We start from the raw sequence: 14298 nt of genomic DNA on the forward strand, positions 1-14298 counted from the left end.
GACGAAAGAAAAGGATTTACAACAATTTATAGAGAAAACTAGATATAGAGGAGTTGATATGATGAAAGGAAATCTTACTTTTTATTTTATCTTAAATCCACTAATTATCTTTCTTGTTTACGCCCTTTCACCTATCTTGTTTCATAAAGAAAAATATATAAATATGAAAGATGCACTAGGAATACTTTTAGTTTACTATGTGCTAATTAGCGGGTATTACTTTATGGATGTTGTAAGTGAAAGAATGAAGAAGAATAGTAAGGACAAATAATAAAGTTTCATTGCATAAAAACCGATGGAGGACAACAAAATGACTGAAAGTGAAATGAAATTCAGGGATACGACGATTCGTAACTTTTTCGATAAAGAGGACCGTCTAAAATCGATTCCAGGTCAAAAGAAGAAAAAACTAGTATTGTTGGAGCATTTAATTAGCAAGTTAAACGCTGGAAATCAATATACAGAAAAAGAAATGAATACATTTATAAAACAATATCACGATGATTTTTGTACGATTAGACGTGAGTTTATTGTACACGGGTTTATGGATCGAGAGGATAATATGTACCATGTAAACGGGAGAGAAGTTTGGACGAAGTGGGAGGAGTTAAAATAATGAATTAGAAGGGGAATCCTCACGTTATCTATTCTTCTTTGTAGTTTTTAGAAAAAGGTATGAGGTGATTCAGTGATACGGTTAGCAAAAGAGATTGATGCAGAATCCATTATGAATATTAGAAAAGAAATTATATTATCGGAAACTACTACAAAGTTTTTTATAGTATCTCCAACTAAACTGCCCAATGATATTGATGCAGAAAAAGAAAAGATAGGGAAAGGCAATGAAAAGGGTAATCTTTACATAGTTTATGAAGTAGATAAAAAAGTGGTTGGCTTTTTAATTTTTAATCGATATGAATTAGACCGCTTACGACATGCAGGCACAATGGGAATGGGGATTAGAGAGGCGTACTGTAATCAAGGCATTGGTACGAAACTAATTGAATTTCTTATTAACTGGGCTAAAGGGCAGGAAGGTTTAGAGAAAATTTGCTTAGGCGTAGTTTCTATTAATGATAGGGCGATTAAGGTGTATAAACGTATGGGATTTGTAGAAGAAGGAAGACAAATAAAGCAAATTAAATATGAAGATGGATCTTATGGAGATGACGTATTGATGGGGCTTTATATTGAATAAAATAAAGGAGTTTTCTATTGATAGTAAGTGAGACTTTATGAGTCATCATATAGACGGTGCATATTTTAGTGATAGGACTGCCAATATTGGCAGTCTCTTTTTAGTGGAAATGTTAACACTTAGCAAACCTTAAGTTCCAATCTTTCTTTCTGACGAAGATGATGTGCAAAATGCATAGAAATAAGCTGGAACCATTCTGCTGCATGTAAGTAACCAAGCCCAGGATGTTCGACTTTACAATCACTAGGGATAGAAGAAAGTGTTGGCTCAATGTCCTTAACAACTACAATTAATTCCAGAATACGCTTTTGTATTTCTTCTTTATTAGAGGGGTTTTCAGGTGTATATCCAGGATGATTTGGTACTTTGATTTGTATATTTGGGAAAGCACCAAGTTTATATACCTTTTCTCCCATATCTGTTTTCTTGTTAGTTACAGGAGGTAATTCAGTTCTGCATTTCGTGATTGCATCTAACTGCATGCGTGTAGCTGAAATTAAGTGATTATACATTTGACCGAGAGACCATTCCTCATGAGAAGGCTTCATCCTAAATTGTTCTATAGAGTACTTTTCTAATTCCTCTATGTAGTACGTTGCTAACTCTTCAAAATTCTTCATATCACTAACTCCTTTTTATGAAAATGTATTTGTTACTCCCTACTATAAAGAAGTAATGCTGACAACATTATGTCAGTAGTGAAATGCAACAATTAAAGTTTTAACATTTTCCTTGCTTCATCACGGATTTTCTCAGATAGAACGTTTGGCTCAAGTACTTGCACTTGGCTTCCCCAGCTTAATACCCATTGAAATACTTCGTCTATATTTCTTGATTTCAAAAAGACGTGAAAACCATTGTCTCTATGCTCGTATGAATCTATAAAGAAGTATCGTGATTCAATAATTTTATGTGCAATATGGGCTGGGAATAATAAATGAATCATCACAGTACGGTTGCTTTCAGGCTGATATTCTTGCAAAGAAAAGTCTTCGGGTTTTGTAAAGAATTCTTGTTCTCGCTGTAATTCCTCCATTCGATCTAAGCGGAAATTACGTATTTGTTTTCGAAGTAAACAATGGGAAACGACGTACCAAATTCCTGAAATATTGACTAAGCCGTAAGGATGAACGGTCCGTTTTATTTTTGTAGTTTCTCTTGGTTTACGATAAGAAAAAGAGATAGCCTGTTCTTTTTGGATAGATTCTTGCAACAGGATAAGTTGTTTTTCAAGTTTTTCTTGTTCAGATTGCTTGTGTGAAAATATAGGAGAAAGGAAACGGAAAGTCCCTCGTAACTCTCGGGCTTTCTTTTGTTGATCAGTAGGGAGGACAACCTCAAGCTTCTCTTTTGCTGATTTTGCGTGTACAGAGAAAGAAGAAGTGAAAGTTTTCTCGATATAATCACCGCCTAATAAAAGAGTAACAGCCTCTTCAGACGTAAGCTGAATGGGTGGTAAGAAATAACCATCCATTAATGAATAACCTTGGCCAGGCATGGCGAAAAGTGGGACGCCAGATTCACTAAGTGCATCCATATCTCTATAAATCGTTCTTATACTTGTCTCAAATTTTTCAGCTAAGCTTTGTGCGGTAACAGTTTGTCTTCTTTGTAATTCAATTAATATAGCTAATAAACGATCTGTCCGATTCATGAAATATCCCCCTGTATCTTTTATAAATATGCCTACTGTAAACTTCTAAAAGCAGTATAAACTCTCCTCCTATTAACAGACTTTTCCCTATGTATAATATTAATATAGTAAAATCATAACAACCCATATTGCAGTTTCCAATAATATACTATATAATCAATTTAAGAAAACGTTTTCATGAAAAGGGGGAGAATTTCGTGTCGACTATAGAGGACGTGGCGAAATTAGCGGGGTTATCAAGGACAACGGTTTCTAGGGTGATTAATAATCATCCATATGTTTCAGATGAGAAGAAAAAAAGGGTTCAATTAGCAATGAAGCATTTAGGCTTTGTTCCTAATTCTGCGGCGAGAAGGCTTCGTAAACAAAAGACGGAAACAATTGCGGTGCTAGTTCCAAGGATTACAAATCCTTTCTTCAGTAGATTTATCGAAGCAATCGAGATTGCTGCTTCTGAACATAAATATAAACTGATTATTTGTCAAACAAGATATTTACCGGAAAAAGAGATGGAGTATTTACAATTATTATCTACGAAACAAGTAGATGGGATTATTCTATGTTCACTAGAAAATCCGTGGGAAGATGTAGAGCCATACTTACAGCACGGTCCAATCGTGTTATGTAATGAATATATTGAGGAAGCAAATGTTCCAACAGTGAAGTTTGATCATGCGCAAGGAGCATACATAGCTGCTAAGCATGTGTTAGAACAAGGATATCGTAATCTTATTTTTTGCCGTGGAAACGAAACCAAAGTGGTTAGCCAACAGCGAAAAATGGGCTTTTTACGTGCCATAACAGAGAAGAGTCGCCAAGTAGAAGCGATCGATTTTCTTGAAAACGCTTTCTCTTGGGATGATGGAAAGAGAATATTCCATGAAGTATTAAAGGACAAAAAAAATCCTACCGCGATTTTGGCAGGAGGCGACGAGGTTGCAGCTGGAATTATTTCAGAGGCAAAACGCCATGACTGGAGCATTCCAGATGATCTCGCTGTTATCGGTTTTGATAATCAAATATTATCACAGATTACAGAGCCAGGTATTACGACAATTGAACAGCCAATCGATGAGATGGCCCGAAAAGTTGTCGACCTGATGATGGATAAAATCCATACGAAAAATTATCGACAAAAAGAATTGTATGAGTTTGAACTGGAGCTCTTGGTGAAAGGTTCAACGATGAAGAAAGATACGATGTTATTAGCCTAGTAGACTATGTCTGCTAGGTTTTTTTATGTTCATAAACTACTATTCTTCGTGAACGCAGTCATCACATTTGTTATGGTATGCTTCGTGCTGCTCATCAATTTCTTTCCCGCAGTGCGCACAAGTTTTCGTCGGTAAATTTCTGAAAAACTCCATTGGTTGATCGATCATGTCAATCCCTCCATTTCCATTTCTTACTATCATTGTATTAGTACAAAAAACAAAAGTCAACAACTGTTTTATAACAAAATTGAAAATTAATGAAAAAGTTTAGGAAATGGATTATAGTTAACAATGTAGGATGTAAGTGAAACATGCATTCCTACTCGGTTTTAGAAAGGATGGATACATATGAAAATGACTGTTGTCGGCTTTTGGGGCGGCTTTCCAGAAGCGGGAGAAGCAACGTCGGGGTATTTGTTTGAACACGATGGTTTTCGTTTACTTGTAGACTGTGGTAGTGGTGTACTAGCACAGCTTCAAAAATATATAACACCGTCTGATATAGATGCAGTTGTACTTTCGCATTATCATCACGATCATGTTGCAGACATTGGGGTATTGCAATATGCGAGATTAATTACGAGTGCGACAAAGGGGCAACTACCGGAATTACCAATATACGGTCATACGTTTGACGAGAATGGATTCCGTTCTTTAACGCATGAACCACATACGAAAGGGATCGCGTACAACCCAGAAGAAACACTTCAAGTTGGACCGTTCTCGATTTCATTCTTAAAAACTGTTCATCCTGTTACATGCTTCGCGATGCGTATTACAGCTGGTAGTGACGCTGTAGTATATAGCGCAGATTCCAGTTATATTCCTGAATTCATTCCATTCACAAAAGATGCTGATCTTTTCATTTGTGAGTGTAATATGTATGCACATCAAGAAGCGGCAAAAGCAGGGCATATGAATAGTACAGAAGTAGCAAGTATTGCGAAAGATGCAAATGTAAAAGAACTTTTATTAACGCACTTACCGCATACAGGCAACACATCTGATTTAGTAACAGAAGCAAAACAAATTTTCAGTGGCCATATTACGCTAGCGCATAGTGGCTACGTATGGAACTCATGAGGTGATACGATGTTATTTATTGATAATAAAGGGATTACAGATCCTAGAATAAACTTAGCAATTGAAGAATATTGTGTGAAGAATTTAGATATTAACGAAACATATTTACTGTTCTACATTAACGAACCTTCTATTATCATTGGTAAAAACCAAAACACAGTAGAAGAAATTAATGCAAATTACGTAAAAGAACAAGGTATTCACGTCGTTCGTCGTCTATCAGGCGGAGGCGCAGTATATCATGATTTAGGAAACTTAAACTTCAGCTTTATTACGAAAGATGATGGAGACAGTTTCAGCAACTTCAAAAAATTCACAGAGCCTGTAACGAAAGCGCTTGGTAAATTAGGCGTAAATGCAGAACTAAGTGGTCGTAACGACATTTTAGCTGAAGGTAGAAAAATTTCGGGTAACGCGCAGTTCTCAACGAAAGGTCGTATGTTCAGTCACGGTACGTTACTATTTGACTCTGAAATCGATCACGTCGTATCAGCGTTAAAAGTAAAAATGGATAAGATCCAATCAAAAGGAATCAAATCAATCCGTAGCCGCGTTGCGAACATTACAGAGTTCTTAAACGAAAAAATGACGACAGAAGAGTTTAGACAACTTCTTCTAGAAACAATTTTCGAAGGTGAAACAGACATTCCGATGTACGAATTAACAGAAAATGATTGGAAAGAAATCCATAAACTTTCTGAAGAACGTTACCAAAATTGGGATTGGAACTACGGAAAATCTCCGAAGTTCAACTTACAACATTCCCACCGCTTCCCAGTTGGACAAGTTGACGTTCGTCTTGAAGTGAAAAAAGGAACAGTAACAGAATGTAAAATTTATGGTGACTTCTTCGGTTCACTAGATGTACATGACATTGAAGAGCGTCTAACAGGTGTACAATTTGATAAAGATGCATTCACTGTAGCTTTAGAAGGCGTAGATATCGCGCGTTACTTCGGTAATATTACAACAGAAGATTTCTTACATTTATTCTTCTAAAAATGAGGGAGGCTGCCGTAACGAGCAGCCTCTTTTTTTTGCGTAGATTGTCGTGTTTTGTCGGTAAGTCGATATATTTGGAAAATCGCTGATATATTTCGAGTTGCGGTTGATATATTCGAAAAATCGTCGATATAATTTCATTCACCATAAAATCACAGTACATTTGCCCCTCGTAAAGGAATATATATATTCAAAGGAGGCGGTTCGAAATGAAAAGAGTAATGTACGTTGTATTACTGCTCAGCTTCGTCATCGGAATGACAGCCTGTAACGATGAAACGTCCTCAAGTCGCACACTTTTATCTATTGGAAAGCCAGCGAAGGATCATGTCATATATTTTACACATACAGATAACAAACGAAAGATAGATGATATACAAACTATGTTTCAAAATAAGAAATGGAAAAGAAATGAAAAGTTTAGTACAGTGAGTAAAACGCCAGATCTTGTCTTGTCGATAGATGAGGCCAATAACGGGTTACCGACATTATATGTTACATTGTTTTTTCATGAAAACGGAGCGGATGCAATCAACTTATATGGGGAGCATACGAGCTTGAATAGAGAGGAACTAGAAAAACTTAGTGAAAAGATGAGTGCATATTATCCTGAAATGATTTTAGCCTTCGTTTGATAAGGTGCTAACAAATGAAACTCCCTTATCCTTCCAAAGTGAATCAATAGGAGGTGATCGTTGTATATGCAATTAATGGAATATCACTTGCTACTTTAATTTTCTTTTAATATAATTAATTTAGAATTTTTAAATATTCTAAATTTTATAAAGGTGGGGTTTGTGTGAATCTCGTTCAATCTTTGGCTGAAACGGCGAAAAAGAAGGGGGATAAACCGGCTTATATATTTATGGATCAGTCGGTCTCGTATGACCAATTAAACAAAATGGTCACAAGGTTTTCTAGCAATTTAGCAGCAATGGGCATTGGAAAAGGGGACAATGTCGCATTAGTTGTTGGAAACTCACCACATTTTTTGGTCGGTTTATACGGAACAATGAAAGCTGGAGCAACTGTTATTCCAGTTAATCCAATTTATACAGCAGACGAAATGCATTACATTTTACAAAATGGAGATGTAAAAACAATCATCGTACTCGACGTCCTTCTACCTGTTATACAATCTCTTACAACAAGACTTCCTTCACTTGAAAACATCATCATATGCGAAACCTCATCAGATTTTAACCATACAGAAACCGAAAAAATGAAAACGTTTACGAGAATGATAGGGGCTGGAGATGTAACTTACGAAGGCCCAGAGCTAGATGAAGAAGATGTAGCGGTTATTCTATACACTTCAGGCACGACTGGAAAACCGAAAGGCGCTATGTTAACACATAAAAATTTATATAGTAATGCGAGCGATGTGGCGTCGTATTTACAATATACTGCCGATGATCGCGTAGTTGCGGCACTGCCGATGTTCCATGTATTTTGCTTAACAGTGGCGGTAAATGCGCCGATTGTGAACGGAGCAACTATTTTAATGTTACCGAAATTTAGTCCGAAAGAAGTATTCCGTATTTGTCGTACGTATGAGCCAACGATTTTTGCTGGTGTACCGACGATGTACAATTATTTATATTTATTCGAAGAAGCAAGCGCAGAAGATGTGAAGACGCTTCGCCTTTGTATTTCAGGTGGTGCATCCATGCCTGTTGCTCTTCTGCAAAACTTTGAAAAACGTTTTGACGTTATCGTTTCAGAAGGATACGGTTTATCAGAAGCATCACCAGTTACTTGTTTTAACCCGCTAGATCGTCCGCGTAAACCAGGGTCGATCGGTACAAATATTTGGCATGTAGAAAATAAAATTGTGAACGAGCTTGGGGAAGAAGTACCTGTTGGTGCAGTCGGTGAATTAATTGTTCGCGGACCTAACGTTATGAAAGGCTACTATAACGCACCAGAAGATACAGCAGCGACATTGAAAGACGGCTGGTTATATACAGGAGACTTAGCGAAAATGGATGAAGAAGGTTACTTCTATATCGTTGATCGCAAAAAGGATATCGTCTTAGTTGGCGGCTATAACGTATACCCTCGTGAAGTAGAGGAAGTATTATATACACACGAAGCCGTAGCGGAAGTTGTCGTAATTGGCGTTCCTGATGAAAACTTAGGAGAAGCAGTACGAGCTTACGTCGTTCTGAAACAAGCTCAAGTAACAGAAGAAGAACTGATGCATTATTGCACGTTACATTTAGCAAAATATAAAGTGCCAATGAGTATCGAATTTTTAACAGAATTACCAAAGAATACGACGGGTAAATTGTTAAGAAGAGCGTTAAAAGAGAAAGCGATGCAAGTATAAAAATAGGGCAACCATCTTGATGAAGATGGTTGCCTTTGTATTTTTTAGAATTGGTTAAGCTATAATCCCATATATTTAAACCGTAATATGACTAATAAGGAGGAGAGATACGTGGAACAAAAGGAATTACGTTTACGGAGAGTTCAATACCTTATTTGTGACATTATGGATGAAATGAACGCGGAAAGTGAGAAGAAAAACTTAGAAATACTGCAGCAAGTCATCGATCATCTTTCAGGTGCGATAGGTGATTTAGTTGATCCATCAAGCTCGTATTCTATTGATTATTTAGAACGGAAAGTTCATACGGCACATTATTTACTATTTAAAAATGAACGAAAGGCATATTTGTGTAGGAAATGATATTTTTTATTTGACATTGATAATCATTATCAATATGATAGTTGTGTTGGGTATATTTATATAAAGGGAGATGTCATATTGATAATGATTAAGAAAAAATATGTTAATGCGTTCGTTATAGCAGCAACTTTAGCAGTTCCATTTAGTGGTATTATGGCACCGATTGCGAAAGCAGAAGCGGCAGTAGAAATGAAAGCAGCTAGCAAATTAGCAGATGGTACATATGATGTTATTTTAAAGACTTATAAAGATCAAACGAATGATACATCAGTTGCATCTACATATTTAAAAAATCCAAAAGTAACTATTCAAGGTGATAAAAAAATCGTTACGTTAACAGTTCAAGATAGTAGCTATTTTCAGTATCTTAGAGTAGAAGATCCAAATAAAATAGGGACATTCCATGATGTAAAAGTAATCTCCGAAGATAAAGCGAATAATGGCACGAAAGTTGTTCAATTTGAAATCGGTGAGTTCTCGAAAAAATATAATATGCAAATGCATATATTAATTCCAGCAATTAAATATGATCATAAATATCAACTACAGTTTGAAATCGATGCAAGTGCAATTGAACAGAAGCCTAAATTCTCAGATGTCCCGACTTGGGCACAAGAATCAGTTCAATATTTAGTAGATAAAGAAGCAGTACACGGTAAGCCAGATGGTACATTTGCTCCGGCTGAAAATATCGATCGTAGTTCAGCTGCGAAAATACTAGCAACTGTGTTAGGTTTAGAAATTAAGAAAGATGCAAAGCCATCATTCCCTGATGCACAAAATCACTGGGCAACTCCATATATCGCAGCCGTTGAAAAAGCAGGTATTGTAAAAGGTGATGAGAGCGGTAACTTTAATCCGAACGGAATTATTAACCGTGCATCAATGGCTACAATGCTAGTAAATGCATATAAATTAGAAAGAAATGAAAATATGAAACTACCAAAAGAGTTTGCTGACTTAAAAAATCATTGGGGTGCGAAGTATGCCGATATTTTAATCCAAGAAAACATTTCAGTTGGAACCGATAATGGCTGGGCTCCAGATAAAGCAGTAAGCCGCGCGGAAGCAGCGCAATTTATTGCGAAGACGGATAAGTTAAAGAAATAAATTGAAACTGTAATCAGTGAGGGACGATCCTCACTGATTTTTATTTAGGAAGAAAAAACAAAATCCAAGTTGACACATATGAATTACGGAATTAAAATGAAAAGAAATCGGATATAATAAAATACATGAGAAGCTAATCAGATAAACTGAAGGCGCACAATGTTCACTTTTGTGAATATATTGTGTGCCTTTTTCTATTATATAAACTAAGGGGGCTTAACAATGAAAAAGTGGGGTAAGACAGCGTTTATGAAAAGTACAGGTATTGTATTATCAGCAGTTGTGCTTTTATCAGGGTGTGGTTCGGCAACATCCACTAGTAATTCTGAAGGAAGTGGAGATAAAAAAACAGTTGAGCTTTTAAATGTTTCGTATGATCCAACTAGGGAATTATATCAAGACTTCAATAAAGAATTTGCGAAGTATTGGAAAGAAAAAAATGGGCAAACGGTAAATGTAAAACAATCACACGGAGGATCTGGAAGCCAGGCGCGTTCTGTTATTGATGGTCTAGAAGCAGACGTTGTTACGCTAGCGCTTGCTTATGATATTGATGCGATTAGCAAGAAGAAACTGTTAGCAGAAGACTGGCAGAAGCGATTTGCGGATAATTCAACTCCGTACACATCAACAATTGTATTTCTAGTGCGAAAGGGAAACCCGAAAGGAATTAAAGACTGGGATGATTTAACGAAAAAAGGTGTGTCTGTCATTACGCCTAATCCGAAAACATCAGGCGGAGCACGTTGGAACTATTTAGCAGCGTGGGGATACGCACTGAAAAAATATAATAATAGTGAAGATAAGGCGAAAGAGTTTGTTGGTCAAATTTATAAAAACGTGGAAGTACTTGATTCAGGAGCACGCGGAGCAACGACGACATTTGTTGAAAAAGGAATTGGCGACGTATTAATTGCGTGGGAAAATGAAGCGTTGTTATCACAAAAAGAACTTGGAAAAGATAAATTTGAAATTGTAACCCCTTCTATTAGTGTACTTGCGGAACCACCAGTAGCGGTTGTAGATAAAGTCGTTGATAAAAAAGGAACGAAAAAAGTAGCAGAAGGATATCTGGAATATTTGTACTCAGAAAAAGGGCAGGAAATTGCGGCGAAAAACTTTTATCGTCCTCGTAATGAAAAAGTAGCAGAAAAATATGCATCTCAATTTCCGAAGATTCAATTATTTACAGTAGATGAACTATTTGGTGGCTGGAAAAAAGCACAGGAAAAACACTTTAATGACGGCGGCGTATTCGATAAAATGTATCAAAAATAATGAGCGCTGCTAAAGGGGTATGAGGTGAAAGAAGATGAGAAAGAAACGTGTTTTACCAGGGTTTGGATTATCTCTTGGATTTACAATGCTGTATATGAGTTTATTCGTACTTATACCACTTTCTATCGTATTTATTCAAACTTCACAGTTAGGTTGGAAGAAGTTTGCTGGGGTTATAACGAACGAGCGTGTGTTACATTCCTATCAAGTTAGCTTGACAACTTCATTTGCAGCGGCCGTTGTAAATGCCATTTTCGGCTTATTAATTGCTTGGGTACTCGTTCGATACACATTTCCAGGAAAACGACTATTAGATGGACTCATTGATTTACCGTTTGCCCTGCCTACAGCTGTAGCTGGTATTACACTTACCACTTTATATGCGGAAAATGGCTGGATTGGAAAAATATTAAGTGTGTTTCATATAAAAGTAGCATTCACACAACTTGGAATAATCGTTGCGCTTACTTTTATCGGTTTACCATTTGTCGTTCGGATGGTGCAACCGGTGCTTCAAAATATTGATAAAGAAATTGAAGAAGCGGCCTCGAGTTTAGGGGCATCACGCTTTCAAATATTTGTGAAAATCATTTTACCAGAAATCTTTCCCGCTCTTCTGGCGGGGTTTTCACTCGCATTTGCACGGGCATTAGGAGAATACGGATCTGTCGTTTTCATCGCAGGGAATATGCCGATGAAAACAGAAATTGCACCACTGATGATTATGACAAAACTAGAACAATATGATTATGCGGGCGCAACAGCTGTAGCGACTGTCATGCTTATTATTTCTCTCCTTTTCCTTCTTCTTATCAATATGATTCAAAGCTGGAGTAGAAGGCATGAACTGAAAAGCGAATAGGAGGGGAGAAAATGGAACCAACATTACTAGAAAAGAAAATAGTAAAAAGTAAATCACCTAAAAAAGAATCTAGGTTTGTACCAATTGTATTCATTACGATTACAGTTTTATTTTTATCTCTCTTTCTATTACTGCCGCTCATCACAATTTTTCTAAAGGCTTTTGAACGAGGGATTGATGTATACGTTGCAGCCGTAACAGATCAAGAAGCATTTTCAGCAATTAGGTTAACACTTCTCGTTGCATGTATCGTCGTACCGCTTAATACGATATTCGGGATAGCGGCTGCGTGGCTTATTACCAAATTTCAGTTTAAAGGAAAACAAATATTGCTTTCTCTTATTGAATTGCCATTTGCTGTGTCACCAGTTATCGCGGGATTAGTATTCGTTTTACTTTTCACACCGAGGGCTGCTCTTGGTGGATGGTTACTCGAACATGGGATCAAACTCATTTTCTCTGTCCCAGGCATTATTATCGCAACGATTTTTGTAACGTTTCCGTTCGTTGCACGTGAATTAATTCCAATTATGCAAGCGCAAGGGAAAAGTGAAGAAGAGGCAGCGCTATCACTTGGCGCAAGCGGCTGGAAAATGTTTTGGCGCGTTACACTTCCCAATATAAAATGGGGCCTTTTATACGGGATGATCCTATGTAATGCCCGTGCTATCGGTGAGTTCGGAGCAGTTTCTGTTGTATCAGGTCACGTGCGCGGCGTTACGAATACGATGCCGCTTCACATTGAAATTTTGTACAATGAATATCAATTTTCAGCAGCGTTCGCTGTGGCGACTTTAATGTCACTCATCGCTGTTCTTACGCTCGTTATAAAAAACTGGATTGAATGGAGAATGGAAAAACGACAATAAGGGGGGATTATGGTGAGTATTCAAATTCAAAATGTATCAAAACAATATGGTACATTTCAGGCGCTAACAGACATTCATTTGGATATTCCAAAAGGCGAACTTGTCGCCTTATTAGGCCCGTCAGGTTCTGGGAAAACGACGTTATTACGAATTATTGCAGGATTAGAAGAAGCGGATGGCGGCTCTATATCATTTGATGGGGAAAACCTAACGAGCGTTCATGTGAAAAATCGGCAAGTTGGCTTCGTCTTCCAGCATTATGCACTCTTTAAACATATGAATGTATTTGAAAATGTCGCTTTCGGTTTAAAGGTAAGAAAGAAAAGCTTAAGACCGTCAGCAGAAGTGATAGAAGGAAAAGTAACAGAACTATTGAAACTAGTAAAAATGGATGGTTTCGCCAAACGTTACCCAGCGCAGCTATCTGGCGGACAACGACAGCGTATTGCATTAGCACGGGCACTTGCAGTTGAACCGAAAATTTTATTACTTGATGAGCCGTTCGGTGCACTTGATGCAAAAGTGAGAAAAGAATTACGAAGATGGCTTCGGAAACTACATGACGAATTTCAAATTACGAGCGTATTCGTAACGCATGATCAAGAAGAAGCACTAGACGTTGCGGACCGCATCGTTGTAATGAATGAAGGGCACATTGAACAAATGGGAACACCGGAAGAAGTATATGAAAACCCAGCAAGCCCGTTCGTGTATGACTTTTTAGGAAATGTAAATTTATTTCACGGCCGCGTCCATAAAGGTAAGCTAAATGTAGGATCAGTGGAACTAGAAGCACCAGAGCATAAGCACGTTTCAAATGTAGACGGAGTAGCTTACGTAAGGCCGCATCACTTATCCCTCTCTCGTACGAAACAAAGCCTAGATGCAATCCCTGCAAAAGTATCATACTCTCACGCAGTTGGACCTGTCGTATATGTAGAATTAAAACGAGACGGAACAGATGAATATTTAGAAGCAGAAATAAGTAAAGAACAGTTCAAACTGCTAAGCATTCAAGCAGGTGATGTTGTATACGTACAGCCGAAAGAAGTGAAGGTGTTTATTCCGGAGGATTTTGTTATTTAAGAGAGTTAAAATCAGCAATCTATTAAAAAGAGGAAGCCTCCTAAAATATGTTTTGGGAGGCTTCCTCTTTTATTTGTAGTGACAGCCTTTTCTCATATGAAATATAACAAGGAGAGGGCTGTCGTTTTCTAACAGTTATTAAGGAATATATTCTTAATACCTTCTATAAATAAAGGTATTACAGTTAAGGGAGGCACATTTACACCAGGAATATGAAGCTCAGTATATTAGCTTCATTGAATGTTAG

Annotated in this window: 17 protein-coding genes; 14 read left to right on the forward strand and 3 right to left on the reverse strand. The window is 37.2% G+C overall.

What is annotated here, in order from left to right; translation table 11 throughout:
- The first annotated feature begins 58 nt into the window (after positions 1–58).
- From ACHZK0_RS05590 to ACHZK0_RS05600, 3 genes are all read left to right on the forward strand, one after another.
- Positions 59–271: a hypothetical protein gene (locus tag ACHZK0_RS05590; protein ID WP_270342045.1), complete on the forward strand. Its 213-nt coding sequence runs from the start codon at positions 59–61 to the stop codon at positions 269–271.
- Between the two features lie 39 nt (positions 272–310).
- Entirely contained in the window at positions 311–616 is a 306-nt protein-coding gene (locus ACHZK0_RS05595; RefSeq protein ID WP_270607314.1) for a DUF2087 domain-containing protein, read from the forward strand.
- Between the two features lie 72 nt (positions 617–688).
- Positions 689–1198 (forward strand): GNAT family N-acetyltransferase, encoded by a 510-nt coding sequence (locus ACHZK0_RS05600; protein ID WP_270607316.1) that lies wholly within the window; start codon positions 689–691, stop codon positions 1196–1198.
- A 119-nt stretch (positions 1199–1317) separates the two neighbouring features.
- Here the strand turns inward: ACHZK0_RS05600 and ACHZK0_RS05605 are convergent, their stop codons facing one another.
- Positions 1318–1818 carry a DinB family protein gene (locus tag ACHZK0_RS05605; RefSeq protein WP_395761308.1) on the reverse strand — a complete coding sequence of 167 codons (501 nt, stop codon included), beginning with the start codon at positions 1816–1818 and terminating at the stop codon, positions 1318–1320.
- Positions 1819–1910: 92 nt separating this feature from the next.
- Positions 1911–2852, reverse strand: coding sequence for a helix-turn-helix transcriptional regulator (locus ACHZK0_RS05610; protein ID WP_375808715.1), 942 nt, complete (start codon positions 2850–2852; stop codon positions 1911–1913).
- A 197-nt stretch (positions 2853–3049) separates the two neighbouring features.
- Between ACHZK0_RS05610 and ACHZK0_RS05615 the strand changes: the two genes are divergently transcribed.
- Complete coding sequence (locus ACHZK0_RS05615; protein ID WP_000103724.1) at positions 3050–4066, forward strand: LacI family DNA-binding transcriptional regulator; 1017 nt, start codon at positions 3050–3052, stop codon at positions 4064–4066.
- Between the two features lie 39 nt (positions 4067–4105).
- Here ACHZK0_RS05615 and yhfH read toward each other — a convergent pair whose 3' ends face one another.
- Positions 4106–4234: a protein YhfH gene (yhfH, locus tag ACHZK0_RS05620; protein ID WP_000567010.1), complete on the reverse strand. Its 129-nt coding sequence runs from the start codon at positions 4232–4234 to the stop codon at positions 4106–4108.
- Positions 4235–4414: 180 nt separating this feature from the next.
- On the opposite strand from yhfH, the gene ACHZK0_RS05625 reads away from it, so the two are divergent.
- From ACHZK0_RS05625 to ACHZK0_RS05670, 10 genes are all read left to right on the forward strand, one after another.
- Entirely contained in the window at positions 4415–5149 is a 735-nt protein-coding gene (locus ACHZK0_RS05625; protein WP_395761309.1) for an MBL fold metallo-hydrolase, read from the forward strand.
- A gap of 9 nt (positions 5150–5158) precedes the next feature.
- Positions 5159–6148 carry a lipoate--protein ligase gene (locus tag ACHZK0_RS05630; protein WP_395761310.1) on the forward strand — a complete coding sequence of 330 codons (990 nt, stop codon included), beginning with the start codon at positions 5159–5161 and terminating at the stop codon, positions 6146–6148.
- Positions 6149–6360: 212 nt separating this feature from the next.
- Entirely contained in the window at positions 6361–6786 is a 426-nt protein-coding gene (locus tag ACHZK0_RS05635; protein ID WP_262741158.1) for a hypothetical protein, read from the forward strand.
- A gap of 164 nt (positions 6787–6950) precedes the next feature.
- Positions 6951–8483: a fatty acid--CoA ligase family protein gene (locus ACHZK0_RS05640; protein ID WP_270342051.1), complete on the forward strand. Its 1533-nt coding sequence runs from the start codon at positions 6951–6953 to the stop codon at positions 8481–8483.
- 111 nt (positions 8484–8594) lie between these two features.
- Positions 8595–8846: a hypothetical protein gene (locus ACHZK0_RS05645; RefSeq protein ID WP_000435468.1), complete on the forward strand. Its 252-nt coding sequence runs from the start codon at positions 8595–8597 to the stop codon at positions 8844–8846.
- Positions 8847–8930: 84 nt separating this feature from the next.
- Positions 8931–9956: an S-layer homology domain-containing protein gene (locus ACHZK0_RS05650; protein WP_262741160.1), complete on the forward strand. Its 1026-nt coding sequence runs from the start codon at positions 8931–8933 to the stop codon at positions 9954–9956.
- A 222-nt stretch (positions 9957–10178) separates the two neighbouring features.
- A complete protein-coding gene (locus ACHZK0_RS05655; RefSeq protein ID WP_048545285.1) occupies positions 10179–11234 on the forward strand; it encodes a sulfate ABC transporter substrate-binding protein in 1056 nt (351 codons plus the stop codon).
- A gap of 34 nt (positions 11235–11268) precedes the next feature.
- Positions 11269–12096, forward strand: a complete 828-nt coding sequence (cysT, locus tag ACHZK0_RS05660; protein WP_073517609.1) for a sulfate ABC transporter permease subunit CysT — start codon at positions 11269–11271, stop codon at positions 12094–12096.
- Between the two features lie 11 nt (positions 12097–12107).
- Entirely contained in the window at positions 12108–12965 is an 858-nt protein-coding gene (cysW, locus tag ACHZK0_RS05665) for a sulfate ABC transporter permease subunit CysW (RefSeq protein ID WP_073517608.1), read from the forward strand.
- 12 nt (positions 12966–12977) lie between these two features.
- Positions 12978–14051, forward strand: a complete 1074-nt coding sequence (locus ACHZK0_RS05670; protein WP_262741179.1) for a sulfate/molybdate ABC transporter ATP-binding protein — start codon at positions 12978–12980, stop codon at positions 14049–14051.
- Positions 14052–14298 lie beyond the last annotated feature (247 nt).

Origin of the sequence: Bacillus sp. 3G2, from assembly GCF_044324725.1 — a bacterium.
GTDB classification, from domain to species: Bacteria; Bacillota; Bacilli; order Bacillales; family Bacillaceae_G; genus Bacillus_A; species Bacillus_A mobilis.

Bases quoted from the DNA above. Each gene is read 5' to 3' on its own strand.
- cysT (WP_073517609.1), top strand. From the start codon at position 11,269: ATGAGAAAGAAACGTGTTTTACCAGGGTTTGGATTATCTCTTGGATTT.
- cysW (WP_073517608.1), top strand. From the start codon at position 12,108: ATGGAACCAACATTACTAGAAAAGAAAATAGTAAAAAGTAAATCACCT.
- yhfH (WP_000567010.1), bottom strand. From the start codon at position 4,234: ATGATCGATCAACCAATGGAGTTTTTCAGAAATTTACCGACGAAAACT.
- ACHZK0_RS05605 (WP_395761308.1), bottom strand. From the start codon at position 1,818: ATGAAGAATTTTGAAGAGTTAGCAACGTACTACATAGAGGAATTAGAA.
- ACHZK0_RS05655 (WP_048545285.1), top strand. From the start codon at position 10,179: ATGAAAAAGTGGGGTAAGACAGCGTTTATGAAAAGTACAGGTATTGTA.
- ACHZK0_RS05590 (WP_270342045.1), top strand. From the start codon at position 59: ATGATGAAAGGAAATCTTACTTTTTATTTTATCTTAAATCCACTAATT.
- ACHZK0_RS05595 (WP_270607314.1), top strand. From the start codon at position 311: ATGACTGAAAGTGAAATGAAATTCAGGGATACGACGATTCGTAACTTT.
- ACHZK0_RS05610 (WP_375808715.1), bottom strand. From the start codon at position 2,852: ATGAATCGGACAGATCGTTTATTAGCTATATTAATTGAATTACAAAGA.
- ACHZK0_RS05630 (WP_395761310.1), top strand. From the start codon at position 5,159: ATGTTATTTATTGATAATAAAGGGATTACAGATCCTAGAATAAACTTA.
- ACHZK0_RS05635 (WP_262741158.1), top strand. From the start codon at position 6,361: ATGAAAAGAGTAATGTACGTTGTATTACTGCTCAGCTTCGTCATCGGA.
- ACHZK0_RS05625 (WP_395761309.1), top strand. From the start codon at position 4,415: ATGAAAATGACTGTTGTCGGCTTTTGGGGCGGCTTTCCAGAAGCGGGA.
- ACHZK0_RS05650 (WP_262741160.1), top strand. From the start codon at position 8,931: ATGATTAAGAAAAAATATGTTAATGCGTTCGTTATAGCAGCAACTTTA.